Here is a 15,327-nt window from a genome sequence, read left to right as displayed (position 1 = left end):
CAGAAGACCGCGTTTGAAACGGGACTCCGTCTTCCTCCCCGGATTTTGACATCATGTGGCAGTCGGAGGGAGGGGTTGCGCCAGATGGCTGATGACGGATCGGGCACCAGTGCGGGCACTGCGCCGCAGCGCAAGTATTCCGGCAGGTCAGCGGAGCAGCGGCGCGCCGATCGGCGCCGGCTGCTGCTCGACGCGGCCGAGGAACTGTGGCGCGAAGGTGGGATGTCGGCGTTGAGCGTTCGGGCCATCGCCGCGCGCGCCAAATTGACCGACCGCTACTTCTACGAGCAGTTCGCCGGGCTCGGTGCACTCATCGGCGCGGTGATCGACGATGTGCTGGAGGGCCCGTTCGCTGCGATGCTGGCCGGCGGGAGCGCGCCCGAGACGGCGACGGTCCAGACACGGCTGACGCTCGGCCTGGCGGGGTTCATCGAACACGCCGAGAGTGACCCGCTGGCCGTACGGATCTTTTTGACCGACGCCCGGCACATCGAGTCGGTGGCCGAGCACATCCGAATCGCGCAACACCGGGTCGCCGCCGCGATTCTGGCTCTGCTGCAGCCCGACCGCGACGCTGATCAGGAGACCTTCGACGCGGCGCTCTTCTGCGTCGGCGGCGTGGCCACCCTGATCAATGAGCGTCTCCTCGACAACGCGAAAACCGTTACCGCACAAGACTTTGCGGAGCAAGCGGTCAGCTGGTGCGCCCGGGTCCTCCGGGTGTCGGAGGACCCGGGAGCGCCGAGCTGACGGTCTTCGGCTAGCCGCGTGCGGCCCGGTTCACCGCCGAGACGACTGCCCGCAGCGACGCCGTGGTGATCGACGGCGCGATGCCGACGCCCCACACGGTCTTGCCGCCGATCGATGCCTCGACGTAGGCCGCGGCCTGCGCTTCCTCACCGGCCGACATGGCGTGTTCGGAGTAGTCCAGCACGTTCACGTGGAAGCCGACGGCGCCCAGAGCGTCGGTGAACGCCGCCAGCGGGCCGTTACCGGCCCCGACGATCTCGCGCTCCTCACCGTCGATCTTGACGATCGCGGTGATGGTGTCGGTGCCGCCATCCTCTTCGGCCGCGTCGACCCGCTGCCGCATGCGCTCCAGCGGGGTGATGGGCGACAGGTACTCCTCGTTGAAGACGTCCCACATCTCTTTCGGGGAGACCTCGCCGCCCTCACCGTCGGTGATCTTCTGGATGGCCTGGCTGAACTCCATCTGCAGCCGGCGCGGCAGGACCAGCCCGTGGTCGGCCTTCATGATGTAGGCGACGCCGCCCTTGCCGGACTGCGAGTTCACGCGGATGACGGCCTCGTACGTGCGCCCGACGTCCTTCGGGTCGATCGGCAGGTACGGGACCTGCCACAGGATGTCGTCGACGTCGGCGTCGGCCGCATCCGCGTCCACCTTCATCTGGTCCAGGCCCTTGTTGATGGCGTCCTGGTGGCTGCCGGAGAACGCCGTGTAGACCAGGTCACCGCCGTAGGGGTGGCGCTCGGCGACGGGCAGCTGGTTGCAGTACTCCACGGTGCGACGGATCTCGTCGATGTTGGAGAAGTCGATCTGCGGATCGACACCACGGCTGAACAGGTTCAGGCCCAGCGTCACCAGACAGACGTTGCCGGTGCGCTCACCATTGCCGAACAGGCAGCCTTCAATGCGGTCCGCCCCGGCCAGGTAACCCAGCTCCGCGGCCGCGACGCCCTCGCCGCGGTCGTTGTGCGGATGCAGGCTCAGGATGATCGAGTCCCGCGGCGCCAGGTGCCGGTTCATCCACTCGATGGAGTCGGCGTAGACGTTCGGGGTCGCCATCTCGACGGTCGCCGGCAGGTTGACGATCAGCGGCCAGTCCGGGGTGGGCTGCACGATTTCGGCGACCGCGTTGCACACCTCGACGGCGTACTCCAGCTCGGTCCCGGTGTACGACTCGGGCGAGTACTCGAACCGCCACAGCGTGCCCGGGTACTTCTTGGCCTCCTCGACACACAGCGTGGCGCCGTCGGTGGCGATCTTCTTGACGGCCTCGCGGTCCGCGCGGAACACCACGCGGCGCTGCAGGATCGACGTCGAGTTGTAGAAGTGCACGATCACGCGCGGGGCACCGTTGCAGGCCTCGAAGGTGCGCTCGATCAGCTCGGGGCGGCACTGCGTCAGCACCTGAATGGTGACGTCTTCGGGGATGGCGCCCTGCTCGATGATCTCGCGGACGAAGTCGAAGTCGGTCTGGCTGGCCGACGGGAAACCGACCTCGATCTCCTTGTAGCCCATACGGACCAGCAGGTCGAACATCCGGCGCTTGCGCTCCGGGCTCATCGGGTCGATCAGGGCCTGGTTGCCGTCACGCAGGTCGACGGCGCACCAACCGGGCGCGACGGTGGCGACCTTGTCGGGCCACGTGCGGTCGGGCAGGGCGACGTTCTCCACCTCGTCGGCGAAGCTGCGGTACCGGCTGACCGGCATCGACGAATTGCGCTGCGTGTTCCACGAGGGCTGGCCCTCACGGCGCGGTCCGGACGGGGTGGTGATGGCGCGTACCGACGAGAAGGAGTCGGCAGAAGAATCGGGAGAGTAAGTGGTCACGGTGATTTGCTCCGGTCTGTCTGGATGGGACCTAGAAGGTCAGGACCGGCACATCTCAAACACCCGCGACGGGAGGCCGGTCGGATCAGACCCCGTCGCGGCGTCCGAGGAGGAGCACCCGCGCGCTATACATCACTGACCAGTTTACTCCCGTCCAGTAGTTCACCAAAACCCGGTCACGCCGTCCCTTGCCAAGTTCCTGGCCAGGTGTGATGGGCACGGCGCTGCCTGTGCCGATACAGTTCGACCGTGTTGACGAGATGGTTGTTGAGCCTGGACCGCAGCTGGAAGATCGGCATCGCGGTCTCGCTCGCCGTCGTCATCGGCATCGTGGTGTGGCAGACCCAGTTCCGCGGACCGACGCCGCAGTGCAAGCCGGTGCGCGACATGCTCGACTACAACAAGGCGCAGGCCGTGCAGATCGAGTCGAAGATCGACAAGAACTCGGGCGGTGTCCCGACCATCGCCGAGGAGACCGCCTACCGGGCCTGGGCCGACGGCATGGCCGAGCGGGCGCAGAAGGTCACCGGCGACAAGGTCGCGGCCAACGCGGTGCAACTGGCGACGCTGGCCTCACAGTTCGCCTCGGCGCTGGACGCCTACCGGATCGCCGCCCAGGGCCGGGCGCCCGGCGCCCCGGCGCCGACCGAGGCCTACCAGCTGTCGGCGATCAACGCCCAGATCACGGAGCAGATGAAGGCGCTGAGCGATGCCTGCCCGGCACAGCGGAAGCTGACCGACATCTTCTGAACCGGGCGAGAGTGACGAACGTCTCGCGCGTTGCAGGTCCGGCAGGCGACCGGGCAACAAAAACGAGTTCGTCCCTCCCTTATCCTTGGAGCAGCATTGATGCGAATGCTTGCTGCCAATTCAGAGAAGGAAACCCGAACAGTGGCGCTCGTCGTCCAGAAGTACGGCGGATCCTCGGTGTCGGACGCCGAGCGAATCCGTCGAGTCGCCGAGCGGATCGTCGAAACCAAGAAGGCCGGCAATGACGTCGTCGTCGTGGTCTCGGCCATGGGCGACACCACCGATGATCTGCTGGATCTGGCCCGCCAGGTATCCCCGGCGCCACCGGCCCGTGAGATGGACATGCTGCTCACCGCGGGTGAGCGCATCTCGAACGCGCTGGTCGCCATGGCCATCGAGTCCCTCGGCGCGCAGGCCCGGTCGTTCACCGGTTCGCAGGCCGGCGTCATCACCACCGGTACGCACGGCAACGCCAAGATCATCGACGTCACCCCGGGCCGCCTGCGCGATGCCCTCGACGAGGGGATGATCGTGCTGGTCGCCGGCTTCCAGGGCGTCAGCCAGGACAGCAAGGACGTCACCACACTGGGCCGCGGCGGCTCGGACACCACCGCCGTGGCGTTGGCCGCCGCACTGAAGGCCGACGTCTGCGAGATCTACACCGACGTGGACGGCATCTTCACCGCCGACCCGCGCATCGTGCCCAACGCCCGCCACCTGGACACCGTCTCTTTCGAGGAGATGCTCGAAATGGCGGCCTGCGGAGCCAAAGTGTTGATGCTGCGCTGCGTGGAATACGCGCGCCGCTACAACGTTCCGATTCATGTTCGGTCCTCGTATTCCAACAAGGCCGGCACCATCGTCAAAGGATCGATCGAGGACATCCCCATGGAAGACGCCATCCTCACCGGAGTTGCCCACGACCGCAGCGAGGCGAAGGTCACCGTCGTCGGCGTGCCCGACGTCCCGGGCTACGCCGCCAAGGTGTTCCGCGCGGTCGCTGATGCCGACGTGAACATCGACATGGTGCTGCAGAACATCTCGAAGGTGGAGGACGGCAAGACCGACATCACCTTCACCTGTTCGCGCGAGAACGGCCCGGGCGCCGTCGAGAAGCTGACCTCGCTCAAGGACGAGATCGGTTTCTTGCAGGTGCTGTACGACGATCACATCGGCAAGGTGTCGCTGGTCGGCGCAGGTATGCGCAGCCACCCCGGCGTCACCGCCAAGTTCTGCGAGACGCTGGCCGAGGTCGGCGTCAACATCGACCTGATCTCCACCTCCGAGATTCGAATCTCGGTGCTGGTCAAGGACACTGAGCTGGACACCGCCGTCGCCGCGCTGCACGAGGCCTTCGGCTTCGCCAGCGAAGAGGCCGCTGTCGTGTACGGCGGGACGGGGCGCTAGACATGGTTGCAATCGGTGTCGTAGGTGCGACCGGCCAGGTCGGCCAGGTCATGCGCAAGCTCCTCGAGGAGCGCGACTTCCCGGCGAGCTCCGTGCGGTTCTTCGCCTCGGCGCGGTCCGAGGGTAAGAAGCTGACGTTCCGCGGCCAGGAGATCGAGGTCGAGAACAGCGAGACCGCAGACCCGTCGGGTCTGGACATCGCCCTGTTCTCCGCCGGTGCGACCATGTCGCGTGTGCAGGCCCCGCGCTTCGCCGCGGCCGGCGCCATCGTCGTCGACAACTCGTCGGCGTGGCGCAAGGATCCCGATGTGCCGCTGGTGGTTTCGGAGGTCAACTTCGACCGTGACGTCCGTGGCAAGCAGCTTGCCAAGGGCATCATCGCCAACCCGAACTGCACCACCATGGCCGCCATGCCGGTGCTGAAGCCCTTGCACGAGGAGGCCGGCCTGACCCGCCTCATCGTGTCGAGCTACCAGGCGGTGTCCGGCTCGGGGCTCGCCGGGGTCGACGAATTGGCCTCGCAGGCCCGCGCCGTGATCTCCGGTGCCGAGCAGCTGGTGCACGACGGATCCGCACTGGAGTTCCCGGCGCCGGTGAAATACGTTGCGCCCATTGCTTTCAACGTCATCCCGCTGGCCGGGTCGCTCGTCGACGACGGCTCAGGTGAGACCGACGAGGACCAGAAGCTGCGCAACGAGAGCCGCAAGATTCTGGGTATCCCGGAGCTCTTGGTGAGCGGCACCTGCGTGCGGGTTCCGGTGTTCACCGGACACTCGCTGTCGATCAACGCCGAGTTCGCCCAGCCGCTTTCGGTCGAGCGGGCGCGTGAGCTGCTGGCCGGCGCAGCCGGGGTGTCGCTGGTCGACGTGCCGACGCCGCTGGCCGCCGCCGGTGCCGACGACTCGCTGGTGGGCCGCATCCGCCAGGACCCGGGTGTGCCGGACGGTCGTGGCCTCGCGCTGTTCGTCTCGGGCGACAACCTGCGAAAGGGCGCGGCGCTCAACACTGTTCAGATCGCCGAACTGCTCGCCGCCAAGTAGATATCCGTCACATCGACGAAATGGTTGCTGACACCCGGGTGGCAGCAGCCATTTCGTTGTTTTCGGCCCTGATTGTCGCGGCGCCGGCAGCGCTGGCGGATCCCCCTGCGCCGGTGCCCACGCCGGTGCTCAAACCGCTCGCGCCCGGCGAGGTGACGCGCATCGGTCCCGTGGCCGGAACCGGTACGCCGACAGCCGATTACGGCATCGGTGCAACCGATCTCTGTGAATTCATGGAGTTCCCGAGCGGCATCCTGCAGATCTGCGGTGACAGCTTCGCGGGGCAGGGCGTCGGATTCGGCGGTTGGTACGCACCCGTCGCGCTGCACGTCGAAACCGACTCCGTCAACTCGCCGGATGGTCTTCGGTACCGCGGCGTCATGGGCGTCGACAAGCCGCTGCTGGCCGACCCCAAAACGCCTGGGACGTCCCAACTTCCGGCCGGTGTGGTGAGCATCAACCGGGAGAACTACCTCATGATCACCACCACGCGCGACCTGCGGCCGGCGAGTTCGCGACTGGTCAAGGCCGACCCGGCGCGCACAGCGTGGCCGACCGTGCCGGGGTCGGTGCGGCCGGCCGGCTACGCCGGGGGAGCGCAGAGTCAGATCACGGGCTATTACGACCCGGTGCCCACCGCCGACTCACCGCGCGGCTGGGTGTACCTCGTCGCCAACAACTTTGACCGCAGCAGCCCGGCTTTTCTCTACCGGGCGACGCCGCAGTCGTTCACGGACCGGTCCAGTTGGCAGGGCTGGTCTGCCGCCGCGGGCTGGGGAAAACCCCCAACTCCGTTGTGGGGCGACCTGATCGGTGAGATGAGCATGAAGCAGGTCGACGGCAAGACGGTGCTGTCGTACTTCAACAGCAGTACCGGCAACATGGAGGTCCGCGTCGCGAATACGCCGACAGCACTCGGCACCGCACCCGTGACCACCGTCGTCGTCGCAGGCGGGTGGCCGGAGCAGGCCGACGAACTGCCTGACCCGTACGACAATCAGCTGGCGCAGCCGTACGGCGGCTACATCTCGCCGGGCTCGACGCTCGACGAACTGCGCATCCTCGTCAGCCAGTGGAACACCACGCCGCGCGACACCGCGCCGTACCGCGTCATCCAGTTCGCGGTGAATCCGGCCAAGCCGTAGGCGCTGTCAGCGCAGAACCAGGTCGATCCCGGCGCTGTCGAACACCTCGAGCAGCCCGGTCCAGGTATGAGAGTCCAAGGCCTTCTTGGCTTTCGAGCTGTCTGTCAGGACAAAGCGGAAAGGCTCGTCCGGCGTCCCGAAGCCACCGCCGAGGCAGTCGGCCAGTGCGTCCAGATTGCTGCCGAAGTAGCCGCCGGGGCCGCCCACGGCATGGCCGAGTTCGGTGAAAAGGTCTGCGCGGGAATGGATCCGCGCACCCCGAACGGTGAAGGTCTTCACGCTCCTCCGATCTGGCAGAACGTCTCGTAGTGATCGCCGGTGTAGTAGAACTCCGGTGGGTTGGTCGGTGGCTGACCGCCGGTGATGACCCGCCGCGTGCCCCGGGTCTTCGCGCCCGGCGTGGGCACCGTGTACTCGTGGTAGTAGCCGCGCTGCTGGTTCGGCAACCGGCGCTCGAAGTTCCCGAACACGATGCCGTCCCGCGAATAAGGGAACGGCCCGCCGCGGTGGATGAGGTTGATGGTGGTGCCGGCTTCCGCCGGCAGCGACGAAAGCTCGCAGACTCGCAGCCCGGACTTGCTCTGGGTGGTCGTGGCGGGCGCATGTGAGGCAGCCGTCGGAGCCGGTCCGGTGAGCGTGACGGAATTCTTCGCACACCCCGGCGCGAGGGTCAGCAGCACCGCGGTGCCGCAGGCGAGGGCCGCGGCGCGCAGGGTGGTTCTGGACATCGCACCTTTTCTGCCGCGTTCTGATATCGGAGCGTCGGCCGGCCCCCAAAGCCCGGCCGAAGCTCCGCTACACCAGCCACGCTACCGCGCCGCGCGCCTCATAGCTGATTCTTACGCGCAACCTAGCCACGGCAGTGGTTGACGGACGGATCATCGATGACATGAGTGACGAAACGCCTAAAGAAACGCCCGAGACGCCGGATACCCCGACGGACTCGTTCCCGCCCGTAGCAACGGTCACCGCGGTGACCGCGCCGCCCGCCGAACACAAGCCCAGCAAGCTCAACAAGGTGCTGGCTTGGGTCGGCATCGTCGCCGGCATCGTGTTCATCGTCGCGACGATCTTCTTCTCCGGTTTCATCCTCGGCGCGCATTCCGGCGGCGGCCACCACGGCTGGCACAAGCACCACCGTGGCCAGGACACCTCTGAATTCCGCGAGGGTCACCACGGTCCGCGCGGCGGTGGTGGCGGGGGCGGTATGTGGCACCCGATGTTCCCGGGCGGTCCGGGCTGGCAAGGCCCCAATGGTCCCGGTTGGCAGGGCCCCGGCGGCCCCGGTGGGCAGGGTCCCGGTCAGCAAGGCCCCGGTCAGCCTGGTCAGCCCGGTCAGCCTGGCCCGGCCCAGCCCGGCCGCTGACCCAGCAGTCCTGCATCAAGCGACAGGCCGTGCCCGTACAGGGTGCGGCCTGTCGTCTGTTCTACGACCGTCGGTCGGTTGCCGCGCGGTTTGCTGACGCCGCCCGGTATCCGGTTATGAGAAGTTCGACGATCCGTTCTTCGAGTTCGGCGGAATCGTCGTCGGCGGCGATGGTGGACACGTACATGGCGGCACCCGCGGCCATGATCAGCACTGCGCGCGCGTCCAACTCCGCACTGCGCCGTTCCTCGGCGGTCTGTGCGCCGACGTCGTCGGCGAACAGGTCGACCGCCGGCCCCGTGAACCGATTCCACAGCGATCGCCCCTGCTCTTTGTCTTCGAGCAGGGCCAGGGACAGGTCAGGCGCCGCAGCTTTCATGTCCGGGCGGTTGAACAGCGCACGGCTGCCCCGGACCACGAAATCGATCCAGCCGTAGACATCGGTACCGGCAAACGGCGTCAGGTCGGGTGTCGTGCCCATCACCGCGTCGATGACCAACGCGGCCTTCGATGGCCAGCGCCGGGTCAGGCTGGCCCGGGTAACTCCGGAGCGTTGCGCGACGAGCCGCATGCTCAGTTGCTGGAACCCGCCCTCGGACAGGAGGTCCCTGGTCGCCGCGAGGACGCGATCGTCGATGCTCGCGTCCCGCGGCCGACCGGGGCCTGACTGATTGCTCACGGGTCCATCATCACAGCACCCGAGCAGAGGCGGTGGCATTGACGTCAACCGGCAATTAGTGTACCACTGGATCACTAATCCAGGAGGGTGCCGATGACCGCTGTGCTGAAGGTGACTCGTGGAAGACGCCACGACAGGCGAGCCGAAAGACGTTGCTGTATCAAGACTTACCGAAAGGGCTACTGAAAGTATGGCGCCAGATCCCTTCCAGCCGGCCAAGCTCGGTCCGATCACGTTGCGGAACCGGGTGATCAAGGCGGCGACGTTCGAGGCGGCGACCCCGGATGCGTTGGTCACCGAAGATCTGATCCGGTATCACCGGTTGCCGGCGGCCGGTGGGGTCGGGATGACGACCGTGGCCTATTGCGCGGTGTCCCCGGGTGGGCGGACCGATGGGTGGCAGTTGTGGATGCGCCCGGAGGCGGTCCCGGGTCTGCGCAAACTCACCGACACCATTCACGGTGAGGGGGCGGCGATCAGCGCGCAAATCGGGCACGCCGGGCCGGTGGCGAACCCGCGCACCAATAAGGCCGGGGCGCTGGCGCCGGTACGGTTTTTCAACCCGCTGTCGATGCGTTTCGCGAAGAAGGCCACCCGTGCCGATATCGATGAGGTGATGGCCGCGCACGCGAACGCTGCGCGGTTGGCGATCGAGGCCGGGTTCGATGCCGTCGAGGTCCATCTGGGCCACAACTATTTCGCGTCCTCGTTCCTGTCGCCGTTGATCAACAAGCGGCGCGATGAGTTCGGTGGCTCGCTGGAGAACCGGGCCAAAGTGGCCCGCGCCACGGTGCAGGCGGTGCGGGAGGCCGTCGGGGGCCAGATCGCGGTGATCGCCAAACTCAACATGACCGACGGGGTGCGCGGCGGTATCCCGATGGACGAGTCGCTGCAGACCGCCCGCTGGCTGCAGGAGGACGGCGCCCTGGACGCGCTGGAGCTGACCGCGGGCAGCTCGCTGGTCAATCCGATGTACCTGTTCCGGGGCGGCGCGCCCGTCAAAGAGTTCGCCGCGAACTTCAAACCGCCGTTGAGTTGGGGGATCCGGGCCAGCGGGCACAAGTTCTTCCGCGAATACCCGTATCGGGAGGCGTACCTGCTCGAGCAGGCCCGCCAGTTCCGGGCCGAATTGTCCATGCCGCTGATCCTGTTGGGTGGGATCACCAACCGCCAGACCATGGATCTGGCCATGGCCGAGGGGTTCGAATTCGTCGCGATGGGCCGGGCCCTGCTGGCCGAACCCGACCTGCTCAATCGCATCCAGGCCGACCAAACCACCCAATCGGGCTGCACACACTGCAATCTGTGCATGCCCACCATCTACAGCCACACCCACTGCGTGGTCACCGGCAAGCCGGACTCGGATTAGGAGAAACATGGGCGACTTTGCTGGCCGCGTTGCGCTGATCACCGGCGGGGCACGGGGAATGGGCCGATCGCACGCGGTGGCACTTGCCGAGGCAGGTGCGGATATCGCCATCTGTGACCGGTGCGAGAACAACGAGCAGATCGCGTACCCGTTGGCGACGGACGCGGATCTGGCCGCCACTGCGGAGCTGGTCGAGGCAACCGGAAGGCGTTGTCTCACAGCGAAACTGTCGACAGCCGACCGGGGCGCACTGGAGCAGTTCGTGGCCCGCGTCGAATCGGAGTTCGGGCGCCTGGACATCGCCGTCACCAACGCCGGCGTCAGTGCGATCGCGATGTTGCCCGAGGTCCCGTCGGCGCAATGGGATGAAGTGATCGGCTCCAACCTGACCGGCACGTTCAACACGATCGCCGCGGTGGCGCCCGGCATGATCGCGCGCGGATTCGGCCGGATCGTCACCGTGTCCTCGATGCTGGGCCGCAGCGGAAATTTCGCGCAGGCCGCGTATGCCGCGTCCAAATGGGGCGTGATCGGGCTGACCAAGGTCGCCGCGCACGATCTGGCCGGGTACGGCATCACCGTCAATGCCGTGGCGCCCGGCAACGTCGAAACCCCGATGACCTTCAACGATGCGCTGTTCGGAGCCATGCGTCCCGATCTGGAACAACCGACGCTGGCCGACGTCGAGTCGGTGTTCGCCTCGTTGCATCTTCAGCCGGTGCCCTTCCTGAAGCCTGCCGAAATCACCCGCGCGGTGATGTTCTTGGCGCATCCGGACAGCAGCCACATCACCGGGACGGTGCTGCCGGTCGATGCGGGGGCCACGGCCCGGTTGACCGGCTGACATCACCCGGCTGGTCACGCCGGCCGCAACTGGCATCATCGAAACCATGACTGCGCGCCCGATCTGGTTCACAGCCTGCGTCACCGCGGCACTCGTCGTGGCGCCCACGGCGGCCGCCAAACCGTCGGACCCGGGTGTGGTGTCGTATGCGGTCCTCGGCAAGGGATCAGTGGGCAACGTGGTCGGCGCTCCGATGGGCTGGGAGACCACTTTCACCGCGCCCTACCAGGGCTTCTTCGTCGACCTGCCGGTGTGCAACAACTGGGGCGACATCGGCCTGCCCGAGGTGTACGGCGACCCGGACCTGGCGTCGTTCAACGGCGCCGCGACGCAGACGACAGCGACCGACGACAGCCACTCGGCCAAACAGGTGGTGGGCGTCTTCGCGACCTCGGAGGCCGCGGCGCGCGCATTCCGCCGGGTCGTCGACCGGACCGGCGGATGCTCGGGCCAGACCACCGCGATGCATCTCGACGATGGCCGGACTCAAGTCTGGAGCTTCGCGGGTGCACAGGCCGGTCCGACGGACGAGGCCTGGGTCAAACAGGAAGCGGGCACCGATCGCCGCTGTTTTGCGCAGACCCGGTTGCGGGAGAACGTTCTGCTGCAGGCGAAAGTCTGCCAATCCGGCAACGCCGGCCTCGCGGTCAACGTGCTGGCCGGAGCCATGCAGAACGCCTTGGGGCAATGACGATGTCCGCCGAGTGTCAGGCGTCGCACATATATTGCGCAGATTTTTGTCGGTGCCCCATGGCATCGTCGGACGAACACGTATTGCTCGGGACGAGTCTCAACCAGGCCTGGTCCGGGAACACCAACCAACGGATGCGGGGATAGGACTCCGAATCTCGGAAGGGATGTTCAGATGGGCACCGCCACCGCCGTGCGACGTCCGCACGCCGAATACCCCGAGTTGTCGAGTGCGTACGGCGCCGCGCTGCTGGCCGGCGGCGGGTGCCTGCGGGACGGGCCCGTGGGCCGTGTCGGTCTCGAACTCGAGGCGCACTGCTTCGATCTGTCCGACCTGGCGCGGCGTCCCGGCTGGGATGAACTGACCGCGGCCGTCGAGGCCGTACCGCAACTGCCCGGCGGCAGCGCGATCACCATGGAACCCGGCGGCGCAATCGAACTGTCCGGACCGCCGCTGGACGGCGCCGCGGCCGCGATCGCGGCGATGCAGGCGGACCAGACGGTACTGCGGGAATCCTTGGGGCGGCGCGGGTTGGGCCTGCTGCAGGTCGGGGTCGATCCGCTCCGACCGCAGGCACGCGTCAACCCCGGCGGTCGGTATCAAGCCATGGAGGCGTTCTTCGCAGCCGGCGGGACGGGTGCCGCCGGTGCCGCGATGATGACGTCGACCGCCTCGCTGCAGATCAACATCGACGCCGGCCCGCGCGATGGCTGGGCAGACCGCGTGCGGCTGGCCCACGCCCTGGGTCCGACCATGATCGCCGTGTCGGCGAGCTCACCGATGCTGGGCGGCGAGTTCACCGGCTGGCAGAGCACGCGCCAGCGCATCTGGGGGCAGCTCGACACCGCCCGCTGTGGACCCGTTCTCGGCGCCAGTGGTGACGATCCGGCCAGCGACTGGGCGCGCTACGCCCTCAAGGCGCCGGTGATGCTGGTGCACACGCCGGAGGCGGAACCGATCACCGAATGGGTGCCGTTCGCCGACTGGGCGGACGGGCGGACGCTGCTCGGCGGTCGTCGCCCGACCGAGGCCGACCTCGACTACCACCTCACGACGCTGTTCCCGCCGGTTCGACCCCGGCGCTGGCTGGAGATCCGCTACCTCGACGCCGTGTCCGACGACCTGTGGCCGGCCGTGGTGTTCGCCCTGGTGACCTTGCTGGACGATGCGCGGATGTCGCAGATCGCCTGGGAGGCAACAGAATCAGTCGCCACCGCGTGGGATCAGGCGGCGCGGGTGGGGCTGGCCGATCCGCGGCTGCGGGCGTCCGCCGTGCGCTGCGTGCAGGCCGCGGCCGACGTCGCGCCGGCCGACGTGGCGGACTCGATGGACCGGCTGCTGCGCCAGGTGACGCAGGGGCGCAGTGCCGCCGACGATTTCGCGGACCGGGTGGTCGCGCACGGAATCGATTCGGCCATCACCGGGTTGGCACATGATGACCGGCTGAAAGGTGGGGTGTGAGTACGCGCGAGCTGTTGGCCCGTGGGCTGACCAGAGCCCGGGAGCGGACTCTGGCCCTGGTCGCATTCGACGATGCCGAGTTGTTGCGTCAGTACGACCCGCTGATGAGTCCCCTGGTGTGGGACCTCGCGCATATCGGTCAGCAAGAGGAACTGTGGCTGCTGCGCGGTGGCGACCCGAACCGTCCCGGTCTGCTGCCGCCGGAGGTCGACGGTCTCTACGACGCGTTCGTGCATTCGCGCGCGAGTCGGGTGGCGCTGCCGCTGCTACCCCCGACCGACGCGCGCGCGTTCTGCCGCACCATCCGGTCCAAAGCCCTTGACGCCCTTGACCGGCTGCCCGACGAAGCCGGTGCCGAGTTTCCGTTCGCCTTGGTGATCAGCCACGAGAACCAGCACGACGAGACCATGCTGCAGGCCCTGAATCTGCGCAGCGGCCCACCGCTGCTGGGGCCGGGCGCCGTTCTGCCGGATGGGCGCGACGGGGTGGCGGGCACGTCGGTGCTGGTGCCCGGCGGACCGTTCGTGCTCGGTGTCGACGCCGCGGAGGAACCGTTCGCGCTCGACAACGAGGGGCCCGCGCACGTCGTCGAGGTGCCGTCGTTCCGGATCGGCCGGGTGCCGGTGACCAACGGCGAATGGGGTCAGTTCGTCGCCGACGGTGGTTATCGGCAGCCCCGGTGGTGGTCTGCGGCCGGATGGGAGCATCGGCAGCAAGCGGGCCTGGTCGCCCCTCAGTTCTGGCGCGCCGACGGCACCACGCGAGTACGGTTCGGGCACGTGGAGGACCTGCCGGCCGACGAACCCGTGCAGCACGTCAGCTTCTATGAGGCCGAGGCCTACGCGGCCTGGGCCGGCGCCAGGCTCCCCACCGAGGTCGAGTGGGAGAAGGCCTGCGTCTGGGATCCGGAACTTGGTGTACGGCGCCGATTCCCTTGGGGTGCCACCGAACCCGATGCGAGCCGGGCCAATCTCGGCGGGGGCGCGCTGCGGCCGGCGCCGGTCGGGGCATACCCGGACGGCGCCTCGGCCTACGGTGTCGAACAGTTGCTCGGGGATGTGTGGGAGTGGACGACGTCGCCACTGCGGCCGTGGCCGGGGTTCACACCGATGATCTACGACCGCTATTCGCAGCCGTTCTTCGAAAGCACCGGTAGCGGTGACTACCGGGTGCTGCGCGGCGGTTCCTGGGCGGTGGCGGGCGACATCCTGCGACCCAGCTTCCGCAATTGGGACCATCCGATCCGCCGGCAGATTTTCTCCGGCGTGCGCCTGGCCTGGTCCGGCGACGAGGAGCGCGGCTGATGTGTCGCCACCTGGGTTGGCTCGGTGATCCGGTCTCGGTGTCGTCATTGATCCTGCAACCCGCGAACGGCCTTCTGGTGCAGTCATATTCGCCCCGTCGGCAGAAGCACGGGTTGCTCAATGCCGATGGCTGGGGCGTCGGCTTCTTCGACGGCTCGACACCGCGACGCTGGCGCAGCGCCGCCCCGTTGTGGGGTGATGCATCGCTGGCATCGGTCGCGCCGGCGCTGCGCAGCGGATGTGTGGTGGCTGCCGTCCGGTCGGCCACCGTCGGGATGCCCATCGAACCCTCGGCCTCGGCGCCGTTCACCGATGGCGAGTGGCTGTTGTCGCACAACGGTGTCGTGGACCGGGCGGTGCTGCCCGTGTCCCGGGCCGCTGAATCGACGGTCGACAGCGCGGTGCTGGCCGCGCACATCTTCGCCGAGGGCATGGCCAACCTGGCGGACACCGTGCGCAGCGTCGGGGAATCCGACCCGTCGGCGCGACTGAACATCCTTGCTGCCAACGGTTCCCGCATGGTGGCCACCGTCTGGGGCGACACACTGTCGGTGTTGCGCCGACCTGACGGTGTGGTGCTGGCCAGCGAGCCCTACGACGACCACCCTGATTGGCAGGACATCCCGGACCGTCACCTCGTCGAGGTGACGGTCACCGGCGTCGCGATGACGCCATTGACATGAATCGGCCGGCGTG

At 67.7% G+C, this 15,327-nt stretch carries 16 protein-coding genes; 12 read left to right on the top strand and 4 right to left on the bottom strand.

Features of this window, described 5'->3' with window-relative positions; all coding sequences use genetic code 11:
- Window positions 1-84 precede the first annotated feature (84 nt).
- Complete coding sequence (locus ACWW1C_RS26920; protein ID WP_455981097.1) at window positions 85-750, top strand: TetR/AcrR family transcriptional regulator; 666 nt, start codon at window positions 85-87, stop codon at window positions 748-750.
- Window positions 751-760: 10 nt separating this feature from the next.
- On the opposite strand, the gene leuA is transcribed toward ACWW1C_RS26920, so the two are convergent.
- Entirely contained in the window at window positions 761-2,575 is a 1,815-nt protein-coding gene (gene leuA / locus ACWW1C_RS26915; RefSeq protein ID WP_455981096.1) for a 2-isopropylmalate synthase, read from the bottom strand.
- A gap of 249 nt (window positions 2,576-2,824) precedes the next feature.
- On the opposite strand from leuA, the gene ACWW1C_RS26910 reads away from it, so the two are divergent.
- The 4 genes from ACWW1C_RS26910 to ACWW1C_RS26895 all read left to right on the top strand — a co-directional run bounded on the left by ACWW1C_RS26910 (window position 2,825) and on the right by ACWW1C_RS26895 (window position 6,917).
- The gene (locus tag ACWW1C_RS26910; protein ID WP_455981095.1) at window positions 2,825-3,325 is read left to right on the top strand and encodes a hypothetical protein; all 501 of its coding nucleotides are present in this window, start codon (window positions 2,825-2,827) and stop codon (window positions 3,323-3,325) included.
- Between the two features lie 141 nt (window positions 3,326-3,466).
- A complete protein-coding gene (locus ACWW1C_RS26905) occupies window positions 3,467-4,732 on the top strand; it encodes an aspartate kinase (protein ID WP_455984455.1) in 1,266 nt (421 codons plus the stop codon).
- A gap of 2 nt (window positions 4,733-4,734) precedes the next feature.
- Window positions 4,735-5,772 carry an aspartate-semialdehyde dehydrogenase gene (locus ACWW1C_RS26900; RefSeq protein ID WP_455981094.1) on the top strand — a complete coding sequence of 346 codons (1,038 nt, stop codon included), beginning with the start codon at window positions 4,735-4,737 and terminating at the stop codon, window positions 5,770-5,772.
- Window positions 5,773-5,792: 20 nt separating this feature from the next.
- Window positions 5,793-6,917, top strand: coding sequence for a DUF4185 domain-containing protein (locus tag ACWW1C_RS26895; RefSeq protein WP_455981093.1), 1,125 nt, complete (start codon window positions 5,793-5,795; stop codon window positions 6,915-6,917).
- A 6-nt stretch (window positions 6,918-6,923) separates the two neighbouring features.
- Here ACWW1C_RS26895 and ACWW1C_RS26890 read toward each other — a convergent pair whose 3' ends face one another.
- Both ACWW1C_RS26890 and ACWW1C_RS26885 read right to left on the bottom strand, forming a co-directional pair.
- Complete coding sequence (locus ACWW1C_RS26890; RefSeq protein ID WP_455981092.1) at window positions 6,924-7,196, bottom strand: barstar family protein; 273 nt, start codon at window positions 7,194-7,196, stop codon at window positions 6,924-6,926.
- Window positions 7,193-7,645, bottom strand: a complete 453-nt coding sequence (locus ACWW1C_RS26885; RefSeq protein ID WP_455981091.1) for a ribonuclease domain-containing protein — start codon at window positions 7,643-7,645, stop codon at window positions 7,193-7,195. Before ACWW1C_RS26885 ends, ACWW1C_RS26890 begins: the two co-directional genes overlap by 4 nt.
- 161 nt (window positions 7,646-7,806) lie before the next feature.
- Here ACWW1C_RS26885 and ACWW1C_RS26880 point away from each other — a divergent pair, with 161 nt between their 5' ends.
- Window positions 7,807-8,283, top strand: coding sequence for a hypothetical protein (locus tag ACWW1C_RS26880; RefSeq protein WP_455981090.1), 477 nt, complete (start codon window positions 7,807-7,809; stop codon window positions 8,281-8,283).
- A gap of 61 nt (window positions 8,284-8,344) precedes the next feature.
- Here the strand turns inward: ACWW1C_RS26880 and ACWW1C_RS26875 are convergent, their stop codons facing one another.
- Entirely contained in the window at window positions 8,345-8,962 is a 618-nt protein-coding gene (locus ACWW1C_RS26875) for a TetR/AcrR family transcriptional regulator (RefSeq protein ID WP_455981089.1), read from the bottom strand.
- 190 nt (window positions 8,963-9,152) lie between these two features.
- Here ACWW1C_RS26875 and ACWW1C_RS26870 point away from each other — a divergent pair, with 190 nt between their 5' ends.
- The 6 genes from ACWW1C_RS26870 to egtC all read left to right on the top strand — a co-directional run bounded on the left by ACWW1C_RS26870 (window position 9,153) and on the right by egtC (window position 15,314).
- Complete coding sequence (locus ACWW1C_RS26870) at window positions 9,153-10,331, top strand: NADH:flavin oxidoreductase (protein ID WP_455981088.1); 1,179 nt, start codon at window positions 9,153-9,155, stop codon at window positions 10,329-10,331.
- 7 nt (window positions 10,332-10,338) lie between these two features.
- Window positions 10,339-11,175: a mycofactocin-coupled SDR family oxidoreductase gene (locus ACWW1C_RS26865; RefSeq protein ID WP_455981087.1), complete on the top strand. Its 837-nt coding sequence runs from the start codon at window positions 10,339-10,341 to the stop codon at window positions 11,173-11,175.
- 46 nt (window positions 11,176-11,221) lie between these two features.
- Complete coding sequence (locus ACWW1C_RS26860) at window positions 11,222-11,866, top strand: sensor domain-containing protein (protein ID WP_455981086.1); 645 nt, start codon at window positions 11,222-11,224, stop codon at window positions 11,864-11,866.
- A 174-nt stretch (window positions 11,867-12,040) separates the two neighbouring features.
- Window positions 12,041-13,327 (top strand): ergothioneine biosynthesis glutamate--cysteine ligase EgtA, encoded by a 1,287-nt coding sequence (gene egtA, locus ACWW1C_RS26855; RefSeq protein WP_455981085.1) that lies wholly within the window; start codon window positions 12,041-12,043, stop codon window positions 13,325-13,327.
- Window positions 13,324-14,631, top strand: coding sequence for an ergothioneine biosynthesis protein EgtB (gene egtB, locus ACWW1C_RS26850; RefSeq protein WP_455981084.1), 1,308 nt, complete (start codon window positions 13,324-13,326; stop codon window positions 14,629-14,631). The genes egtA and egtB overlap by 4 nt, the downstream gene beginning before the upstream one ends.
- Window positions 14,631-15,314, top strand: coding sequence for an ergothioneine biosynthesis protein EgtC (gene egtC, locus ACWW1C_RS26845; protein ID WP_455981083.1), 684 nt, complete (start codon window positions 14,631-14,633; stop codon window positions 15,312-15,314). The genes egtB and egtC overlap by 1 nt, the downstream gene beginning before the upstream one ends.
- The last annotated feature ends 13 nt before the right edge of the window (window positions 15,315-15,327 follow it).

It is taken from the genome of Mycobacterium sp. HM-7, assembly GCF_053852335.1.
This window is presented reverse-complemented; position numbering and strand designations above follow the sequence as displayed.